The following is a 19,299-nucleotide window of genomic DNA, read 5'->3' on the forward strand; positions in this document are numbered from 1 at the left end:
TTAATCCGAAGAAAAAATGATATTATAAAAAAATGTTAAAATAAACAGTAACAATGTTCTGTGTCAGACGTCTTACGAAAAACCAAAACCACAAAATGAACACTAACCTGAAAAATTTTGAAACTTCACCACAACTTTATGCCCGCATCGCCGGAGCCTTATATCTGGTGATCATTGTCATGGGATTCTTCGCAGAGACTTTTGTCAGAAACAAATTATTTGTATCCGGAGATGCCAACGCAACCGCCAATAACATTATACATTCGCCATTTTTATGGAAAATTGGTATTACTGCAGATCTCATCATGCAAATTTGCGATTTACCAGTAATGATCATTCTCTATTACTTACTAAAACCCGTAAACCGAAAACTGGCACTCTTAAATTTATCATTTAATTTGATTCAAACTGCCGTTTTAGTCGCCAATAAACTGAATCTTTTAGCAGCATTGTTCTTTCTGGGAGATGCCGAATATTTAAAATCTTTCAGTCCCGATCAGTTGCATACCTTGTCTTATCTTTCGATCAAACTGCATGATTTTGGTTTCGGAATCGGATTGATCTTTTTTGGATTTGTATGTTTACTGGAAGGCTATCTGATCTTTAAATCGGGTTATTTACCAAAGGCAATTGGAGTTTTAATGAGTCTGGCGGGAATTTGTTACCTTACCAATAGTTTCTTCTTAATTCTGATCCCGAAACTTTCAAGTATAATTTTATTAATGCCATGTTTGATTGCCGAATTGTCACTTAGTTTATGGCTTGTTTTTAAAGGAGTAAAATTGCCGGTCTGGAAAGAAAAAATAGCATAATCAATCCGTTGCTCATATTTTTATTAACACATAGAAACATAGATTTTGTACTCGTAAAAAGGCGTTACACTTCAAATATAGACTCATAGCGCTATGTGAAAGAAATATTTTTCTTTTATAATGACTTCTAAGCACATCAAAAAAATCTATGTTTCTATGTGTTAAAAATTTTTCACGCAGATTTACACAGACTTTTTTTAATTCTTTTATCCTATAATTTGTCATTATTATTTTAGATCCTAACAAAAGTATATTATTTGGAATACAATCAAAAAAGCCTGCCGGAATTACTTCTTAGCAGGCTTCTTCTTTGAAATAATTGAATTAGTAAGCTTCCTTATTTCCGGTTTTTTTATATTTTATTTATATTTCTGTCCAATATTAGCATCAGTATCATTTTTTCAATCGATCCGATAGTTCTCTTTTATACGTAATACCAATCGGCAATTTTTCGTTTTTAATGACAACAAAATCTTTATCGGTGGTTTCAATTTTATCAAGAGCCACGATGTAGGACTTGTGAATACGCATAAAATTCTTCTCGGGTAAACATTTCTCAAATTCACTGGTTGTAATAGAAGCCAGATATGTTCTTTTTGTTGTATGCAGTTTCACATAATTGCCAAAACTCTGTGCAAACAAAAGCTGATCCAATTCTATCTCAATAAAGTAACCGTCCACCTTCACCGTAACGGAATTGATTACTGCATCTTCAATTTTAACTTTACCATTTTCGGTGGCAAAAAAACGATCGATGGCTTTGAGGAATCTTGGAAAATAAATCGGTTTGAGAAGATAATCTATAACACCGTAATCGTAACTTTCAAGGGCATACTCAGAATAAGCTGTGGTCAAAATTGTACTGGGATGTGTTGGAATAATCTTCAGTAGTTCCATCCCTGATATCTCCGGCATATTGATGTCCAGAAACATCAAATCAACAGGATGGTCTCTTAAATAATCCATTGCCTCAATACCGTTGTATCCCTGAAAAACCAATTCCAATTGCGGATTTTGCTTGATGTAATTCGCCAGCACATAATGCGCTGCCGGTTCATCATCGACAATTATACATTTTTTAGGCTCTCTCATTCTACAAACTTTTTCAATTGCAGTTTCAAATCTACGATATAGGTATTTTTATCGTCCTGAATGTCTAATTTATACGCTTTACCATAAATCAGATTCAATCGTTCTATGGTATTTTTTAAACCAATCTTAGTCGAAATAACATCCGTTTTTTTCTTCGGAATGGAATTTACTACATGCAAATGAAGCAACCCGTTCTCGACCGTAATGATGATTCTCACAAAACATTTTTCTATCGCACAGGTTCCGTGTTTGAATGCATTTTCGATAAATGCAATCAGCAGCATTGGCGATACTTTATAGGCATTTTCATTGTCGATTTTACAATCGTACGTAATCTCACAGCGATAGCCTACTCTTTCTTTTTCAAGTTGAACATAACTGTTTATAAATTCCAGTTCGTCTTCTAAAGAAACACATTGTTTGTTATTGCTTTCAAGCTGATAACGCATCAACTGTGATACTTTCATGATTAAATCCGGCGTTCGGTCGGGAAACTCAAGACTAATTCCGTACAGCGTATTAAAGGTATTAAATAAAAAGTGCGGATTCAATTGTCCTTTTAACGAATTCAATTGCATTTGGTTGAACAAAAGAGTCTCATCGGTCTGTCTCTTGTGAATCCTGTAAAACTTAAAAACAATTATCGGGCTCAATATACAAACCAAAGTTCCTAAAACACTGGCCAGTTGATACACATAACTGCGCTGATGCGAGTTTTGATACAGACGGCAGTTACTAAACATTTCCAGACTCGTAACCTCATACAAAACAACCGAAAAGAGTAATACTCCCGCCAGTGTCAGAAAAATATAAGTCACGGGGCGCTGTTTTTTAAAAAGTATGGGAAGTAAAAAGAAACGGTTGAATTGGGCGTGCAAGTATAAAATTAAATAGAAAAAAATGCCCATTAAGATGGAAGTAAACGAACTGAACAACATCCAGTCGTTTTTTAAGGTATAAATAGTAAATGAAAAGGCAACAACGGCAATTTCCTGCCACCATTTGTGATCCAATATGTTTTCCAGTTCTTTATTCATTCTTAAAACTTAAATAGTTTACAAATTAACCACATTTTTTTAGTTTTTATTTCCAATAAATGACCAATTCAATTGGTCATTTATAATCGCATTACATCATTTAAGAAAGCTTTTATCCGTGCAAGTGAAATAATTTTGAGAGATCAAATTCATACCACTAATTTTATGTACTTCAAAAAAATTACTTTATTAGTTTTCTTGATTTTTGCCTGTGGTAGTTATGCTCAAACCCTGTCTTTAAAAGAAGCCATAAAAACAGGTTTGGAAAACTACGGTTCTATCAAGGCAAAAAACAATTACACCAATGCATCACGAGAAAGTCTTAAGCAGTCTAAACGTGATTACCTGCCCAACCTAAACTTATCGGCACAACAGGATTACGGAACTGTAAACGGTCAAAATGGGCCCCTTTATGGTTTTGGGGGTCTTGGAGTAGCTTCGTCCGGGCTTCCATTACCGGAACAAAACTGGAATTCGGCATTTGGCGCACTTTATCTGGTCAACATGAACTGGGATTTTTTCACTTTCGGAAAAACTCAGGAAAAAATCAATTTATCTAAAATTGATGTTCAGGCCAAAGAAAAGGATCTGAAACAGGAAAAATTCCAACAGGAAATCAAAATTTCTGCCGCTTATCTGAATTTACTCGCAAGTCAGAGATTGTTGATTTCACAGCAAAAAAATCTGGATCGTGCTCAGGTTTTCAAAAAAACAGCCGTAGCAAGAGTGAAGAACGGATTATTAGCCGGAGTCGATTCTACTTTAGCCACTGCCGAAGTATCCAAAGCTAAAATTGCGCTGAATCTGGCCAAAAACTTTGTCAAAGAACAAAACAACAAATTGGTCGATCTAATGGGCGTTGCTCCTCAGGATTTTGTAACCGATTCCCTTTTTGTCAATCAAATTCCAAAAGAACTGATTAAGGAAAATACTGCAACAGACAGTCTTCATCCTTTATTACAATTGTATAAAACAAAAATCGATTACAGCAATCAGCAAGTCAAATTGTACAAAAGATTCTATTATCCAACCATGACTGCTTTTGGTGTTTTACAAACCAGAGCTTCAGGATTTGACAGTAGTTATGCCACAAATCAGCATGCCTTTACCCGAAATTACTGGGATGGTGTCAATCCGGATCGTACCAATTATTTAGTTGGAATTGGAATTACATGGAATTTAACGACTCCTTTCCGTTCAAACAAGCAAGTCACTGCTCAGAAATTTATTTCTCAGGGACTACAGGAAGAATACAACCAGGCAGACCGTGAACTGAAATCACAGTTGAATTTTGCTGAAGATAAAATCAAAATCACTTTAGAGAATTATGCCGAAGCACCCATTCAGGTGGATGCTGCCAAAAGAGCCTATCTTCAGAAATCGACTTTGTACAAAAATGGCTTAACTGATTTGACTGATTTAACGCAGACCATGTACGTTTTAAATCGTGCCGAAATCGATCGTGATATTGTCAATAATAATGTGTGGCAGTCGTACTTATTGAAAGTCGCTGCAACAGGGAATTTTGACCTATTTATAAATGAATTTTAATTATAAAACCCAATGAATTTAATACGTTTTGCACTCCGCAAGCCCATCTCCATTCTCGTATTGGTTGCGGGTCTCTTTTTCTTCGGAATTGGTGCCATCAGAGACATTAAGGTTGATATTTTACCGAAAATGAATTTGCCGGTTATCTATATTGCGCATCCGTTTGGAGGTTACACACCCGACCAGATGGAAGCTTATTTTGCCAAAAACTACGTAAACGTTTTACCTTTTTCGAATGGTATCAAATCGGTAGAAACCAAAAATATTCAGGGGTTAATGATTATGAAATTAACCTATTATGAAGGAACCAATATGGCGCAGGCCGCTGCCGAATTGAGCGCACTGTCCAACAGAATCCAGGCGGTTTTTCCTCCGGGAACTCAACCTCCTTTTATCATACGTTTTGATGCTTCATCATTGCCAATCGGACAATTGGTTTTGAGTTCAAAAATCAGATCGAACAACGAATTACAGGATTTAGCCAACGTTTATGTTCGTGCTTCTTTTACTTCGATTCCCGGTTTATTGTCTCCGGCTCCTTTTGGCGGAAGCCCAAGAACTATCGAGGTTAACGTAGATCCGGATCTATTGCGTTCGCACAATATGACGCCCGATCAAATTGTCGAGGCGATTCGTTTAAACAATCAGACAGCTCCTTCCGGAAACGTGAGAATGGGCGACAAAAATTATATTACGCCTACCAATAATACCATTAAAGAAGTTAAAGATTTTGAGCAGATTCCGTTATTCAAAGGTGGTGTTCAAAACTTAAAATTAGGTGATGTGGCAAGCGTAAAAGACGGTGCTGATATTACAGCGGGTTACGCTTTGGTAAACGGAAAACGTTCGGTTTATATCAGTATTGCAAAAGCGGGAGATGCTTCGACCTGGGATGTAGTTCAGAAATTAAAAAAAGAGCTCCCTAAAATTCAGAGTACACTTCCGGAAGATGTTAATTTATCTTACGAATTCGACCAGTCGGTTTATGTAATCAACTCTGTTAAAAGTTTGATTACCGAAGGAATTATCGGTGCGGTTTTAACGGGATTAATGGTGATGCTTTTCCTGGGCGACCGTCGTGCTGCTTTAATCGTAATTATGACCATTCCAATTTCGATTATTTCCGGAGTTTTATTCCTGAAATTATTCGGACAAACGATCAACTTAATGTCTTTGAGCGGACTAGCGCTTGCCATTGGAATTTTGGTAGACGAAAGTACGGTAACCATCGAAAACATTCACCAGCATCTCGACATGGGAAAACCCAAGGCACTCGCCATTTGGGATGCCTGTCAGGAAATTGCTTTGCCTAAATTATTGATCTTACTGTGTATACTGGCCGTATTTGCACCGGCATTTACCATGGTGGGGATTCCCGGAGCCTTGTTTCTGCCTTTAGCCTTAGCAATTGGTTTCTCTATGGTCATTTCGTTTTTATTGTCTCAAACCTTTGTGCCGGTAATGGCGAACTGGATGATGAAAGGACACGAAAAGCATCCACATGGCCCTGAAATTACTGACGACGAAGCCGAATTTAATGACTGCGGTTTAACTCCCGAATCTGAACAAAATCTAATCACTCAGAAAAAAAGTTATGTAGAAAGAGAAGACACCAATAACAACGGAAAAATAAGTCCTTTTGAGCGTTTCAGAATTCGTTTCATGCGAACTTTAGACCGATTGTTTGTTCACAAAAAAATAACGACCGTCGTTTATTTAGTTTCAGCGACTGTTTTGGCTATTGTTTTAATTGGCTTTATCGGAAAAGATGTTTTTCCGAAAACAAATTCAAGTCAGTTTCAATTGCGACTACGTGCTGTTGACGGAACACGATTGGAAAGAACCGAAGAACAAGCCCGAATTGTGCTGAAAGAATTGGAAAAAATGGTGGGCAAAGAGCATATCGGAATTTCTTCTGTTTATGTGGGGCAGCACCCTTCCTTGTTCTCGATCAACCCCATCTATCTCTTTATGGCAGGTTCGCATGAAGCTGTGTTTCAGGTAAGTTTAAAAGAGTATCATGTCGATATGGATGAGTTTAAAGATGAGTTAAGAGCAAGGCTGAAAAAAGTTTTACCGGACACTAAACTCTCTTTTGAACCTATCGAATTGACCGATAAAGTATTGAGTCAGGGGTCTCCTACTCCAATTGAAATTCGAATTGCCGGAAAAGACAAAAAACGAAATGAATTATATGCCACTCAGATTGTAAACAAATTAAACGCGATATCTTATTTCAGAGACGTACAAATTGGTCAGCCAATACACTATCCGGCCATGAACATTAATATCGACAGAACACGTGCAGCCGAATTGGGCGTTGATATGAATGATATTTCACGTTCTCTTATCGCATCGACTTCATCGTCACGTTATACCGAAAAAAACAACTGGGTCGACGAAAAAGCAGGTTTATCCTATTCTGTACAGGTCCAGGTTCCGTTGAATAAAATGAAAAGTAAAACCGATATTGGAGAAATTCCGGTATTGAAAAACTCGCTTCGTCCGGTTTTAAGCGACGTTGCCAAAATTACACCCGGCTTTGTAAGTGGTGAAAATGACAATTTAGGGGCTATGCCATACATTACCGTTACGGCCAACATCAACCAGACCGATTTGGGGACGGCCACAAAAGATGTTGCTTCGACCATTAGTTCATTAGGCGAATTGCCTCGTGGCTTATTTATTACTCCAATTGGACTAAGCACGGTATTGAGCGAGACATTAAGCAGTTTACAGACCGGATTATTGGTTGCCGTTTTTGTAATCTTCTTAATGTTGGCCGCTAATTTTCAGTCGTTCAAAGTTTCGCTGGTGATCTTAACCACAGTTCCGGCGGTTGTTTTAGGCGCTTTATTAATGCTGACCTTTACAGGTTCAACGCTTAATTTACAATCTTATATGGGAATCATCATGTCTGTCGGAGTTTCTATTGCCAATGCCGTTTTATTGGTGACCAATGCCGAACAGCTTCGAAAAATAAACGGTAATGCCTTAGAATCTGCGAGAGAAGCCGCTGCATTACGTCTTCGTCCGATTATCATGACTTCTGTTGCGATGATTGCGGGAATGCTCCCAATGGCGATTGGTCACGGCGAAGGAGGCGATCAGGTTTCTCCGTTAGGAAGAGCGGTTATCGGCGGATTATTATTTTCTACTTTTGCCGTATTGTTGATCCTTCCGCAGATATTTGCATGGGCACAGGAAAAAACATCGACGCAATCCGTTTCTTTAGATCCTAAAGACGAAGAAAGTATCCATTATATTTCATCAATAAGCAAGTCAAAAGTTGGAAAGTCATAAAGTCGAAAGTCGAAAGTCATAAAGCTGAAAGTCCTATCGTCGTGAAAATACTTCGATAAACTTATATAACTTCCGCTATTTAATAAAACATAACCCGCTGGGTGTAATTAATAAAAAAATAATTTAACACATAGATACATAGATTTTTTCGTCTGTAAAGAGATATAAATAAGAAACATGTTTCTTACACATAGTACCGATGCATCGGGACGCGTTTAAAATAAGTGAAACACCTTTTTTGAGAGTATAAAATCTATGTTTCTATGTGTTTCAAAAGAATTACACCAACCGGTTTTAGTTTTAAAAAGAAATAAAGTAAAAGAAAAAACTAGTTTTCACACATAGCTATGTTTATTTTAAAAAAGTGAAATGCCTTATATACACAAAGAAAAGCTATGTATCTATGTGTTAAATTAAATTTTGTTCAATTTCACTCAAAGGATTAAAACATATTTATTATAAAAATAAAAAAATGAAAAGTAACATTATAAAATCTACAGCGCTATTATTTACAGCCTTAGTGATACTGAGCAGCTGCGAAAAGAAAAAAGAAGAAGCGCCTAAAGCGGAAATTGAACCTAAAGTTGAAACTTTCCTTTTGGCCAAAGAAAAACTGACTACAGAATTGCGTTTACCGGCAGAATTAACCGGTTTTCAACAAGTCGATTTGTATGCCAAAGTAAGCAGTTTTGTAAAATTACTGAAAGTAGATATCGGTTCGAAAGTAAAAAAAGGACAATTGTTAATTGTTCTTGAAGCACCGGAGATCAGTTCGCAATTGGCTGCTGCCGAATCGAGATTAAAATCGATGGAAGCCATTTACGCGACCAGCAAAAGCACGTACAACCGTTTGTACGAAACAAGCAAAGTTGAAGGAACCATTTCTAAAAACGACTTAGAAATGGCAAGCGGAAAGAAAAACTCTGACTACGCGCAATATCAGGCAGCCATCGCGGCACACAAAGAAATCTCGATTATGAGAGGGTACTTAGAAATCCGTGCCCCTTTTGACGGAGTGGTAGCCGCCAGAAATGTCAATTTAGGAACCTTTGTAGGTCCCGCAGGAAAAGGTTCCGATTTGCCTTTGTTGACCATTCAGCAACAGGATAAATTGCGTTTGGCCGTTTCGGTACCCGAATTGTACACCGGATATTTACACAATGGCGACGAAATGAGCTTTAATGTAAAATCGCTTCCGGATACTTTTACCGCTAAAATTACCAGAATGTCCGGCGCTTTAGATTTAAAACTGCGTTCCGAAAGAGTCGAAATGGACGTTCACAACACCCAAACCAATCTATTACCCGGAATGGTAGCCGAAGTTTTATTACCGCTTAACGCCAAAGACAGCACGTTTGTAATTCCGAAATCGGCATTGGTAAATTCAGCCGAAGGTTTGTTCGTCATCAAAGTCCTGAACCACAAAGCCACCCGCATTGACGTTAAAAAAGGAAGAGAAATCGACGACAAAGTGGAAGTTTTCGGAGATCTAAACCTGAAAGATAAACTGGTAAAAATTGCCAGCGAAGAAACTAAAGATGGGGATGTTATAAACGAGTAACCTGCGTTTAGTCTTTATTTTAGTGATTAACAATTACTGTACGCATTTTTAGGAATGTAAAATTAAAATTTATCAAAAAGGGCAGTTCTTCTTTAATTCGAAGGACTGTCCTTTTTTTAATTTAATAATTATAATCAGGTATATATACTTATTAGTTTTAAATATTTTATTGTTACCCTTGTCCTTATAAAATTTATTCCGATTACGGTTTTCCATAAAAAAGAAAGAATCAGAGTGTAGATATTTGTCTGCAATGGAATAATTCAGTAGAAAGATTAACAAACTGAAAAACTATGAAATTTTTATATCAATTATTCTTGGCCTTCAACTCAACATGGCTGATTGTTGTTGTTTATTTAGTGAAAGAAAAATATGAATTTATTTTTTTGGATGAATATCATACATATTATTCATGGATTCTTTTCGTAGCAATTCCGATTATTTTAAGCGCTTTAAGTTTTTTAATTGCTAGATATTTACCAAAAGACAGATTACAAAACAATTCAGTTTTAGAAATTGAACTTGCAAATAATAATTTTCTTCCAACATATCTAGGATATTTTTTTGTATCACTTGGAATAGAAGACGTCTCTACTCTTATTGTTGTTTTTACAATTATATATGTTTTCACATTTCTATCACAAACCCTTTATTTCAATCCCATTTTTCTGCTTTTTGGATATCATTTCTATTTTATTAAAACATCAAGAAATATAAAAATATTTTTAATAACAAGGAAACAATTAAAAACACCAGGTGAAAATGGTTTTGAAAAATTAAGAAGAATCAACAATTATACTTTTATAGAACTCTAATTAACTCTAATATGGCAAATTATATTTTCGGCAAGGTCAAAAGAAAACAAAATATGTTTCGAGTAATCGAAACAGAAAATGAAGTTTACAGTATAGATATGCTAGTTTTAAATGGTGTAGAATATAGTCCATCGACTCTTATTGCAAATGAAGAATTATATCAACTTACAAATTTCTCAGATACAGAATTTATTTTAGATTTTCTTATAAATGAAATAGATACAGTAAATCATGATCAAATAACGAAAGCTGATTTAAAGAAACTATCTTTCATCTGTACTGTACAGAACAACTTATATTTTTTTCAAATTATTAATTCCAGTTTTTTTATCAGTAAAAAATGGTTTTCAATTGATGAATTATCATTAGAAACGGATAAACCTATCATTACAATAAATCCATTTGCAGACGCAATTTATGATAAAGAGAATGATATATTATACTTCAAGAAATTAACGGCTGCTCAAAAAATTTTTAAGGGGATGGATCAACTATATAAAGAAGCCACAGAAGGTGAAACACAAACATTTTTAGATAGTGATTTTCTTAATGTTAATGCTAATTTCATCGCTAGAAATGTTACTGTTCCAAATAGAAAACGAATAGCTTTAGTTTCTGAAACATTAAATAACTTATCCAATGAAGAAAAGCAAACTATTTATGATTATACAAATCAGTATGCTCAAGTTATTTATCAAGATGGGAAATTTCAAATAGACAGTGATGACGATTTGAAATTTGTTCTTTGGGGAATTGAGCAAAGATTTTATACTACTCCAATTGGAGCTGAAAAAAGGATAGCTAATTCAATAATTAGTATTTAAATCTATCACCAATAAAAAAACAAATTACTTTCAAGAATGAAAAATACTTTTAAAGAACACCACATTATTGAGAATCTTGAAGATATTTACAAAAATTCAATTATTGTTCTTGATACAAACTCAATACTAAATTTATACAGGTATAGTGAATCGAATCGAAAAAAATATTTTGAAATTCTAAAACAAGTTGAAGAACGTCTTTATTTAACAAATCATATTTGCAATGAGTTTTATAAAAATAGATTAATTATTATTGAAAATAGATCTACTTTTAAAGAAAACATCAATGAGCTAATTAATGAGAATCAAAAAAAATTAATTAATGTAATACAGAATTCTACAGGAACGGAGAAATACAATTCTGCTTTAAGCATATTAAAACATGAATCTCCTCTCCAATATTCTATCATTAATGAAATTGAAAAATCATTAAAAAAAATATCAAAAATAATTACTGAATTTAAACAAGATTTTGAAATAAAATATATTCAAGGAGAAGATCCAATTCTAGAAGAAATAACAAAAATTATTCAAGAAAAAATAAGTCCCGAAATTTCCTTAATTGAAAAAGAGAAGCTTTTTAAAGAAGGAGAAAAAAGATATGAAAATGAAATTCCCCCAGGATACAAAGACATTAACAAACCAAAAAATGAAAAATTTGGTGATTTAATAATTTGGAATGAATTACAGAATCTTGCAAAAGAAACTGAAAAATCAGTTTTGTTTATATCTGATGACCGCAAAGATGATTGGGCTATTAAATTTAAAGGATATGACCTTGGTCCTAGAAAAGAGCTAATAAAAGAATTTTTAACAAACACTGGCAAGTTATTCTATTCAATAACAACTACAAAGTTCATTCAATTAATCTCAGAGTCGTTTAAAATTAGTAATACGGAAAAATTAGAAGAAGAAACGGAAATTATTCAAAAGAATATAAACTCTGACAATATTTATTATGCCAATAAATATGACATTAATGAGCAGTTTATCAAAATATTTAATGATCCTAGACATTATCAAAATGAAATTGAAGATTATAAAAGTTATTCCGATTATATAAACCAAATACAAAAATTAACAGAATTTAAGCCCGAATATTTAAATAACTTAAAAGACTACAGTCAAAGTTTAGAAATAATTAAAGAGATAAATGATTATAAAAAAATTCGAAATTTTTATAATCATCTACGAGATTATAAAAATCCAATAGAAGAACTGAAAAAAACACAAGAGGCTTTAAAACAAATTAGAAAAAAAGATGATCGTTCGGATGATAATTTAGAAAATGTTTAACTTTCGTATCTAATCTAAAGCAATATAAAACCCCGATAGCCCGGATTTGCCATCCGTGCCCGTAAAGTAATGAACACAATATACCTATAAAAAAAACCTCGATTCATTTAAAAATCGAGGTTTTTACATTTTATAAACTCTACTCCTCACACAAATAAGGATTCAAAATCTCCGCCAGTTCATTCAGCCAGTAAAAGCTGTTTTCCAGATTGGTTCTTTCTTTTTCAAGAATTTCGTGTTCTCTGATGACTCCTAAAGCAAGTATGTGATTGGCTTGTCTTATGGCCTTAGCCATTTCGGTTGGATCGATAGTGTGATTAAAAAAATCAATAAGCCTTGTTTCGGCTTCTTTGGAAAGGGTGTTTGTTTTCATAATTTGAAGAATTTAAGAAAAAACCCTTATACCTTAGTAGTCTTACGCTTCTTCACGGCGTCAAAGCTCTTTCGAAACTTTACTACATAGCACAAGGGCAAATTTTATTTTATCTTAATTGTGAAGATTTAAGAACTTCAAATATAGAGAAAACTATTTAAAAAAGAAGGATTTTTCTTTCAATAAATTACATTCGTTTATCAAATATAAGAAATCTATATTTCAGCAAACATTTATCGCATTTTTGTCATTTATCACGTCCCGAAAAAAATACCTCTATTTCTTATGAAGTCCCAACGGGACGAAATATTTATAAAAAAACAATTCACCCCATTTCAAAAGAACCCCAGCGGGGTGAAATCTTATTTAGCGCATGTCGCTCCGCTGGAATCTATAAATATTTCATTCCTACGGAATTTTTAATTGCTGCAATATTCCTGTAATGATGTGCCGTTCCTACGGAACTCCTATTTATGTCTGTTTTTATTATTCAACGGATTAAAATCCGCTGCTACAATATTTATCATTCCTAACGGAATTTTTCCCCCGCTCAGCGAAGTCTCCTGACTTCGTCCACGCTCCAAATTATACACAATCTTGTCATCCTTCGTGTTTGTACTTTTTTTCACTTTTAATAAAACAAAAGCTCTCAGATTTATTTGGGAACTATTGCTACAATCATACAAATCTCTCTTATCATAAAAAACCACTCTTTCCGTCAAATATAAAAAGCTGGTTTTCAATAAAATAAACAGGTATTAATACGTGGTTATTTAGATTATTAAATTAATATTTTTGACCAGATAATTTTGACAAGATAATTTCCTTTTTTTTAAGCAAAATGAAATCCAGTAGCAATTTGCAAAAAAAAAATACTTACCGGAATACTATCTACATTGTTGATTTCGATTGCATTTACAAGCCTGACGACTGCCTTAATTGATGACCCCGAAAACCCTTCTTATAAAACCTATAAATCAGTAATCATTTTATATAACATAAACATTTAAAAGCATGAATTTAATCCCTAAAGGAGTAATTATTTAAACAGGAAATGTGTTAGCAGAGTATCTTCCAAAAATAATGAAGAAGAAAATTTCATACTGCGTTAGAAACCAATAAAAATCGTAAGGAAACAACCATTTCCATAGTAAATAGAATATCTCCAAAAGATTATTCAGATTGTCAAACTAAAAAACAATTTACTATGAAAACAGTTTATGAACAACTTACCGTGATGTCCATTGAACAAAAAACAATGGATAATTTTTACCAATCTTGTCTTACATTATTTGATTGTCCCTGGAGCAGGTACGCCTTCACTAACGAAGAAATGGACGAGATTCTAACCCGATCTATGCGATTTTATGACGGTCCAAATCCTGAAAAACGAAAACGGGCGTGGGCTACTTACGTCGATTTAATCGGACATATGGTACTGGCCCGCAAAATTGTAAACCAAAGAGCTTTAGTTGGTTTTTGCGTATTGAATAATCTATTGTTTGATTGGGAAGATAACTTATGTTCGCTACAGACAATAGATGAAATGGTAAATGAAATAGAAACTATTGTAAAAGACTACTTTCCGGAAAATTTCCAAAGACAGGTTTATACCTCATGGGTCAATGCCGCATATTGCTATTACATCGACAGAAAATACAATATCAAAGAAAAGGTTTGTAATGATCCCGACGAATTATATCATTTTTTCAGACTCTCGGATGCGGGCATCATCCCATTTTTAATTGCGCTTACTGTTGTTTATGAGGATCGTGATCTGTTGTACATTACAGCTCAGGAATACGTGTCTGGTCTTGGAATGAAACCTTTTATGCATGTAAACGATGTGTTTTCTTTTAACAAAGAAATAAACGATAAAGAATTGGCTAATGAAGTTGTAATAAGACTAACTAAAACAGCTATTTCCACAGAAACTTTATTAAAGGACCTTTTAAATGAAATTGAAATTAGCATTGACAAAATAAAAGAACTATTTCCGGAACTCTATCCTGTTTTTATATTCTGGCTTAGAGGAAATCTTGAATGGTCCTATATTACCTACAGGTATCACGACAACAAGTAGAATGAAAATTCTTCCCTTAAATCCCGAATTTAAGATCTATAAATATCACATAATCTGAATCGAAATTATCTGGAGGGCGGTGCTTATAAAGTACCGCCCTTTTTTTGTTCGTTCCACAGAGATTCACGGAGTCGCTCGGAGATGCATGGAGTTTTTTGAGGCAACTTTAAAAGAATCTCGCAAAGATGCGAAGTCGCAAAGCTTTTTCTAAATACCCGTTTGCAACCCTGAACGAAGTCGAAGGCTTTTAAAACTAAACCCCTTAATTATTGACTAACTCTAGAAATCGCAAAATCTATATCTTGAAGTTTCAATTGCCTCCTGCTTTAGCTGGAGGTACTAAAAATCCAGTGAAAAAGGCTTTAGCCAAATGCACATTATTTTGGCTAAAGCCCTTTCTCCTCAACGAACAGATACCCTCCAGCTAAAGCAGGAGGCAATTTAAAAAAATAACTGATTTTTATTAGAAATCCCCCGCTCAGCGAAGTCTCCTGACTTCGTACACTTTCCAAATTATACACAATCTTGTCATTTCGACTAGAAGGAGACTTAAGCGATAGCGAATAGACGAAGTAAATCGCACTGGCTATTTGACAAAGATTGGCGACATTCTTTGTGGAGTTTCTTGTGCGATTTCTCCCTTCGGTCGAAATGACAGATAAAAAAATATGTATATTCGCACAAAAAAAGCATACTGAATCCACAAATTGGCTTTCATAGCTACTACGTATATATTTTAACAAATAAGCATCGTACTACTTTTTACATTGGTGTCACGAATAACTTAAAGCAAAGGCTTTCAAAACATAAAGAAAATATAGATCTGAATAATAAAACGTTTGCTTCAAAATATAATATCCAATTTCTGGTTTACTACGAAAAATTCACCTGGATACAGGAAGCCATTGCAAGAGAAAAACAATTAAAAAAGTGGAGACGTGATAAGAAAATTGAACTTATACGAAGTTTTAACCCGACTTTCGAATTTCTTAATTCCCATTTTGAGTAACCCCCCCCGCTCAGCGAAGTCTCCTGACTTCGTACACTTTCCAAATTATACACAATCTTGTCATTTCGACTGGAAGGAGATTCGAGCGATAGCGAATAGACGAAGTAAATCGCACTGGTTATTTGACAAAGATTGGCGACATGCTTTGTGGAGTTTCTTGTGCGATTTCTCCCTCCGGTCGAAATGACAAGATTGCGCAAACCTGAAACCTGAAACTTGAAACTTGAAACCAACAAACCACAAACCACAAACAACAAATCACCATAAAACTTTGCTTCTTAGCGACTTTGCGAGATTATTTCCCAAAATAACTGCCAAAAAAATTGCGAAACCGAATAGTTGCACGTATATTTGCAACCAATTGGTTTCTTAATTAAAATCAGAATATTATGAGACGTGACATTTTCCAGGCCATAGCCGACCCGACTAGAAGGTCCATTCTAACGCTGATCGCTGTACAGGCCATGACACCAAATGCCATCGCCGAAAACTTCAACGCCTCCCGACAATCGGTTTCGAAACACCTTCGTATACTAGTAGAATGTGATTTGCTTAAACAGGAACAACAAGGCCGGGAAATTTATTATTCGCTTGAAATTGAAAAAATGAAAGAGATTGATCAATGGCTAGTCCAATTCAGAGCGATTTGGGAAACCAAGTTCAATCAGCTTGACGAACTATTAGTAACGCTTAAAAAACAGAACAAATGAAAAACGATTTGCAATTTGATTTTACCGTAGACAAAGCCACCAAAACGGTAATCATAAACCGAGAATTCAATGCAGAACTTCCGCTGGTTTGGGATGCTTTTACCAAACCGGAACTTCTGGATCAATGGGTAGCTCCAAAACCCTGGTCATCTAAAACGAAACACATGAACTTTGAAGTTGGCGGACGTAGATTCTACGCCATGGTGAGCCCTGAAGGCCTGGAACGTTGGGCGGTTCAGGAATACACTTCGATTACTCCAAAGACGAATTTTAAGATGTTCAATACTTTTGCAGACCAAAATGAAAACCGCGAACTGCCGGGCTCCAATTGGGATCATAGCTTTAGTGAGCAAAACGGTATTACCAAGGTGAGCATCTCAATTTTCAATGAATCTTTGGAACGTCTGGAAAAAATGATCGAAATGGGCTTCGAACAAGGGTTTAAAATGAGTATCGACAATCTGGATCAATTGCTGAAAACTTTATCAGAATAATAAAAGAATCTCGCTAAGACGCAAAGACGCAAAGCTCTTTTTATACAGATTTCGTAGATTTACCAGCCCTAAACTGGAAAATCTTTTTTAATCCTTTAATCTGTGGCATTAAATGAAAACTTCGCGTCTTTGCGCCTTCGCGAGATTAAATCTAAACTTCAAACCAAAATCTTAGCGAATCTTTATACAACCTACAGCCCCTACTTCATGAAATAAATCTTACTTTTGATCCAACACTATCCCAATATGGTTTCGATAAAAACATTCGATCAGGCGACAGATTTAGAACAACCCAGACGCGTTTTAAAATATGTACTTGTGTATTGTACTTCGGGTTCGACTATTATTTCTGTCGATGAAAATGAATTTACCTTAACCCAAAATGCTGTTATCACCATTACTTCCGGTCAGATTCATTATTTTAAAAACATCGGGAATGCAACGGGATTTGTTTTAGAATTCACCTATAATTTTTTCTGCAAAGACGATACGGATATGGAATTGATTTTCCATAACGGACTGTTTTGTCACTTCGCCATGAATGAAATGATTGTGGTAGACAATAGCCCGTTTTTTATTCAGGAATTAGAAACGATAGGCAAAGAATTACTACAAATGCCCTATCAATACCTCACCTCTATTCACAGCCGAATTGAATTAATATTGATCGAAATCAACCGAACCAAAATTAATCGCGGGGATGAAATCTACAAACCCGATGCACTGTTTCTTCATTTTCTGGAAGCGATTTTACAAAACTTCGACAAGAACCTTTCTGTAAACGAAATCGCTGTTCTGATCGGTACAACAGAATCGAAACTAAACGAACTTTCGAAACTGCATACTAATAAAACAGCTCAAAATGTAATTTTTGGATTGATCATTTCCGAAGCCAAACGTCTTTTTACCTACGAGAAACTATCGGTAAAAGAAGTCGCTTATGCTTTAGGATTTAATGATCCTTTTTACTTCTCTAATTTCTTCAAAAAACACACCAACACTTCCCCAAAATCTTTTAAAGAAAAAGCGACTAACTTCTAATAGGACGTTGATTTTAAACACATAGAAACATAGAAATTATGTGCTGCAAAAAGATTTTGCAAAAAAGAAACACGTTTCTCAACTCATAGACAGCCGTGTTTGCTTAAATAAAATACGTTTATTTAAGATTCTAATTCTATACTTCCTCCATATTAAAAAAACTCCGAAAAAGTTTAATTACATGCTTTTTCGAGGATTCTCTATTCTTTAGCAATACTGCCTTCCGCATCTTTGTATTGTAATAATTAAGCAATCAAAAAGATGAAAAAAAATCAGAAATATGCCGTTTTGCTTTTGCGTGTTGCCTTAGCAGCAGGTTTTTTATCCGCCGTTTCAAGTCGGTTAGGATTGTGGGGAACGCAATCTTCGGGTTGGGAAAACTTTCTGGCTTATACCGAACAAGTAAATTCTTTTGTTCCTAAAAACTGGATTTCAATTATTGCTATTGCATCGACTATTTTGGAAACACTACTTGCTCTACTCCTGCTCATTGGCTATCAAACGAAATTTGCGGCTGTTGGCGCTGCCCTATTAACTTTTGGTTTTGCACTTGCCATGACTTTTTCTTTTGGAGTAAAAGAACCTTTAGATTATTCTGTATTTACCTTTTCTATGGCAGCTTTTCTTTTGTCTACTGTAGAAAAATACCACTGGAGTTTAGATGAAATCCTTTCAAAAAATCAAACAAACTAAAAATTACTATAATGGAGAAACAAATCACAAGAAGCAGCGAAAAAAACTGGAAAGTTCTTATTGAAGAAGGTGTAAAAACGGATGGCATTTTTGCCAAGTCTTTATACTTTGACCCCACTACAAACAGACCCACTGTTTTTTTACTAAAATTTGAAGCGGGTGCTTCGTATCCTAATCATGTTCACCCTGCCGGAGAAGAAATTTATGTGCTTGAAGGCGAAGTCCGCTCCGGAAAAGACGAATTAAAAACTGGCGATTATCTGTACATGCCACCGGGAAGCAGTCACTCTGTGTTTTCTAAAACCGGTTGTGTCTTACTGTTCAAAGTCCCCGAGGAAGTTGTAATACTAAAATAAATTTGTTGGCAGAATTATTAAACACATAGAAGCATAGTCCTTGTAAACTATCTTAAAAGAAAACTTTTTTTCTTTATTTCCCCTTTTAGGTATTCGTATCTATGTTTCTATGTGTTAAAATTAAGTTTTACTCCCTACACCCAGACAGAAAAAGTAAACACATTTCACATCTTCACATCTTCACATCTAACATTTTACATTTACTCCCTTTCAAAAGTCAAAAAATATAAATAAATCTTAAAATTTACT

The 19,299-nt window shown here is 34.8% G+C and carries 18 protein-coding genes; 14 read left to right on the forward strand and 4 right to left on the reverse strand.

Annotated features, from left to right (window positions below; genetic code table 11):
* The first annotated feature begins 95 nt into the window (after positions 1-95).
* Positions 96-812, forward strand: coding sequence for a DUF4386 domain-containing protein (locus tag OGZ34_RS17575; RefSeq protein ID WP_173964353.1), 717 nt, complete (start codon positions 96-98; stop codon positions 810-812).
* 393 nt (positions 813-1,205) lie between these two features.
* Here OGZ34_RS17575 and OGZ34_RS17580 read toward each other — a convergent pair whose 3' ends face one another.
* Together OGZ34_RS17580 and OGZ34_RS17585 are read right to left on the reverse strand one after the other, a co-directional pair.
* Positions 1,206-1,904 (reverse strand): LytR/AlgR family response regulator transcription factor, encoded by a 699-nt coding sequence (locus OGZ34_RS17580; RefSeq protein WP_263361113.1) that lies wholly within the window; start codon positions 1,902-1,904, stop codon positions 1,206-1,208.
* Entirely contained in the window at positions 1,901-2,941 is a 1,041-nt protein-coding gene (locus OGZ34_RS17585) for a sensor histidine kinase (RefSeq protein WP_263361114.1), read from the reverse strand. The genes OGZ34_RS17580 and OGZ34_RS17585 overlap by 4 nt, the downstream gene beginning before the upstream one ends.
* Before the next feature lie 165 nt (positions 2,942-3,106).
* Here OGZ34_RS17585 and OGZ34_RS17590 point away from each other — a divergent pair, with 165 nt between their 5' ends.
* The 6 genes from OGZ34_RS17590 (at position 3,107) to OGZ34_RS17615 (ending at position 12,291) form a co-directional block, all read left to right on the forward strand.
* Positions 3,107-4,492, forward strand: coding sequence for a TolC family protein (locus OGZ34_RS17590; protein ID WP_263361115.1), 1,386 nt, complete (start codon positions 3,107-3,109; stop codon positions 4,490-4,492).
* 12 nt (positions 4,493-4,504) lie between these two features.
* Positions 4,505-7,795 (forward strand): efflux RND transporter permease subunit, encoded by a 3,291-nt coding sequence (locus tag OGZ34_RS17595; protein ID WP_263361116.1) that lies wholly within the window; start codon positions 4,505-4,507, stop codon positions 7,793-7,795.
* A 472-nt stretch (positions 7,796-8,267) separates the two neighbouring features.
* Positions 8,268-9,356, forward strand: a complete 1,089-nt coding sequence (locus tag OGZ34_RS17600) for an efflux RND transporter periplasmic adaptor subunit (protein WP_263361117.1) — start codon at positions 8,268-8,270, stop codon at positions 9,354-9,356.
* 293 nt (positions 9,357-9,649) lie between these two features.
* Complete coding sequence (locus tag OGZ34_RS17605) at positions 9,650-10,171, forward strand: hypothetical protein (RefSeq protein ID WP_263361118.1); 522 nt, start codon at positions 9,650-9,652, stop codon at positions 10,169-10,171.
* 11 nt (positions 10,172-10,182) lie between these two features.
* Complete coding sequence (locus tag OGZ34_RS17610; RefSeq protein ID WP_263361119.1) at positions 10,183-10,995, forward strand: hypothetical protein; 813 nt, start codon at positions 10,183-10,185, stop codon at positions 10,993-10,995.
* A gap of 36 nt (positions 10,996-11,031) precedes the next feature.
* Positions 11,032-12,291 carry a PIN-like domain-containing protein gene (locus tag OGZ34_RS17615; RefSeq protein ID WP_263361120.1) on the forward strand — a complete coding sequence of 420 codons (1,260 nt, stop codon included), beginning with the start codon at positions 11,032-11,034 and terminating at the stop codon, positions 12,289-12,291.
* A 139-nt stretch (positions 12,292-12,430) separates the two neighbouring features.
* On the opposite strand, the gene OGZ34_RS17620 is transcribed toward OGZ34_RS17615, so the two are convergent.
* On the reverse strand, positions 12,431-12,664 hold the full coding sequence (locus OGZ34_RS17620; protein ID WP_263361121.1) for a hypothetical protein: 234 nt from the start codon (positions 12,662-12,664) through the stop codon (positions 12,431-12,433).
* Between the two features lie 467 nt (positions 12,665-13,131).
* Entirely contained in the window at positions 13,132-13,293 is a 162-nt protein-coding gene (locus OGZ34_RS17625) for a hypothetical protein (RefSeq protein WP_263361122.1), read from the reverse strand.
* Positions 13,294-13,871: 578 nt separating this feature from the next.
* Between OGZ34_RS17625 and OGZ34_RS17630 the strand changes: the two genes are divergently transcribed.
* The 7 genes from OGZ34_RS17630 to OGZ34_RS17660 all read left to right on the forward strand — a co-directional run bounded on the left by OGZ34_RS17630 (position 13,872) and on the right by OGZ34_RS17660 (position 19,050).
* Positions 13,872-14,747, forward strand: a complete 876-nt coding sequence (locus OGZ34_RS17630) for an isoprenoid biosynthesis enzyme family protein (RefSeq protein ID WP_263361123.1) — start codon at positions 13,872-13,874, stop codon at positions 14,745-14,747.
* Positions 14,748-15,438: 691 nt separating this feature from the next.
* Entirely contained in the window at positions 15,439-15,756 is a 318-nt protein-coding gene (locus OGZ34_RS17635) for a GIY-YIG nuclease family protein (protein WP_263363145.1), read from the forward strand.
* Between the two features lie 389 nt (positions 15,757-16,145).
* Positions 16,146-16,466, forward strand: coding sequence for an ArsR/SmtB family transcription factor (locus OGZ34_RS17640; RefSeq protein WP_202704173.1), 321 nt, complete (start codon positions 16,146-16,148; stop codon positions 16,464-16,466).
* Complete coding sequence (locus OGZ34_RS17645) at positions 16,463-16,960, forward strand: SRPBCC family protein (protein ID WP_263361124.1); 498 nt, start codon at positions 16,463-16,465, stop codon at positions 16,958-16,960. Before OGZ34_RS17640 ends, OGZ34_RS17645 begins: the two co-directional genes overlap by 4 nt.
* Positions 16,961-17,206: 246 nt before the next feature.
* On the forward strand, positions 17,207-18,001 hold the full coding sequence (locus OGZ34_RS17650; protein WP_263361125.1) for a helix-turn-helix domain-containing protein: 795 nt from the start codon (positions 17,207-17,209) through the stop codon (positions 17,999-18,001).
* Positions 18,002-18,262: 261 nt separating this feature from the next.
* Entirely contained in the window at positions 18,263-18,694 is a 432-nt protein-coding gene (locus OGZ34_RS17655) for a MauE/DoxX family redox-associated membrane protein (RefSeq protein ID WP_263361126.1), read from the forward strand.
* 11 nt (positions 18,695-18,705) lie between these two features.
* On the forward strand, positions 18,706-19,050 hold the full coding sequence (locus tag OGZ34_RS17660; protein WP_263361127.1) for a cupin domain-containing protein: 345 nt from the start codon (positions 18,706-18,708) through the stop codon (positions 19,048-19,050).
* Positions 19,051-19,299 lie beyond the last annotated feature (249 nt).

It is taken from the genome of Flavobacterium collinsii, from assembly GCF_946903285.1.
In the GTDB taxonomy this organism is placed as follows: Bacteria; Bacteroidota; Bacteroidia; order Flavobacteriales; family Flavobacteriaceae; genus Flavobacterium; species Flavobacterium collinsii.

Coding starts and splice junctions, on each gene's coding strand:
- OGZ34_RS17575 (WP_173964353.1), top strand. CDS start 96: ATGAACACTAACCTGAAAAATTTTGAAACTTCACCACAACTTTATGCC.
- OGZ34_RS17580 (WP_263361113.1), bottom strand. CDS start 1,904: ATGAGAGAGCCTAAAAAATGTATAATTGTCGATGATGAACCGGCAGCG.
- OGZ34_RS17585 (WP_263361114.1), bottom strand. CDS start 2,941: ATGAATAAAGAACTGGAAAACATATTGGATCACAAATGGTGGCAGGAA.
- OGZ34_RS17590 (WP_263361115.1), top strand. CDS start 3,107: ATGTACTTCAAAAAAATTACTTTATTAGTTTTCTTGATTTTTGCCTGT.
- OGZ34_RS17595 (WP_263361116.1), top strand. CDS start 4,505: ATGAATTTAATACGTTTTGCACTCCGCAAGCCCATCTCCATTCTCGTA.
- OGZ34_RS17600 (WP_263361117.1), top strand. CDS start 8,268: ATGAAAAGTAACATTATAAAATCTACAGCGCTATTATTTACAGCCTTA.
- OGZ34_RS17605 (WP_263361118.1), top strand. CDS start 9,650: ATGAAATTTTTATATCAATTATTCTTGGCCTTCAACTCAACATGGCTG.
- OGZ34_RS17610 (WP_263361119.1), top strand. CDS start 10,183: ATGGCAAATTATATTTTCGGCAAGGTCAAAAGAAAACAAAATATGTTT.
- OGZ34_RS17615 (WP_263361120.1), top strand. CDS start 11,032: ATGAAAAATACTTTTAAAGAACACCACATTATTGAGAATCTTGAAGAT.
- OGZ34_RS17620 (WP_263361121.1), bottom strand. CDS start 12,664: ATGAAAACAAACACCCTTTCCAAAGAAGCCGAAACAAGGCTTATTGAT.
- OGZ34_RS17630 (WP_263361123.1), top strand. CDS start 13,872: ATGAAAACAGTTTATGAACAACTTACCGTGATGTCCATTGAACAAAAA.
- OGZ34_RS17640 (WP_202704173.1), top strand. CDS start 16,146: ATGAGACGTGACATTTTCCAGGCCATAGCCGACCCGACTAGAAGGTCC.
- OGZ34_RS17645 (WP_263361124.1), top strand. CDS start 16,463: ATGAAAAACGATTTGCAATTTGATTTTACCGTAGACAAAGCCACCAAA.
- OGZ34_RS17650 (WP_263361125.1), top strand. CDS start 17,207: ATGGTTTCGATAAAAACATTCGATCAGGCGACAGATTTAGAACAACCC.
- OGZ34_RS17655 (WP_263361126.1), top strand. CDS start 18,263: ATGAAAAAAAATCAGAAATATGCCGTTTTGCTTTTGCGTGTTGCCTTA.
- OGZ34_RS17660 (WP_263361127.1), top strand. CDS start 18,706: ATGGAGAAACAAATCACAAGAAGCAGCGAAAAAAACTGGAAAGTTCTT.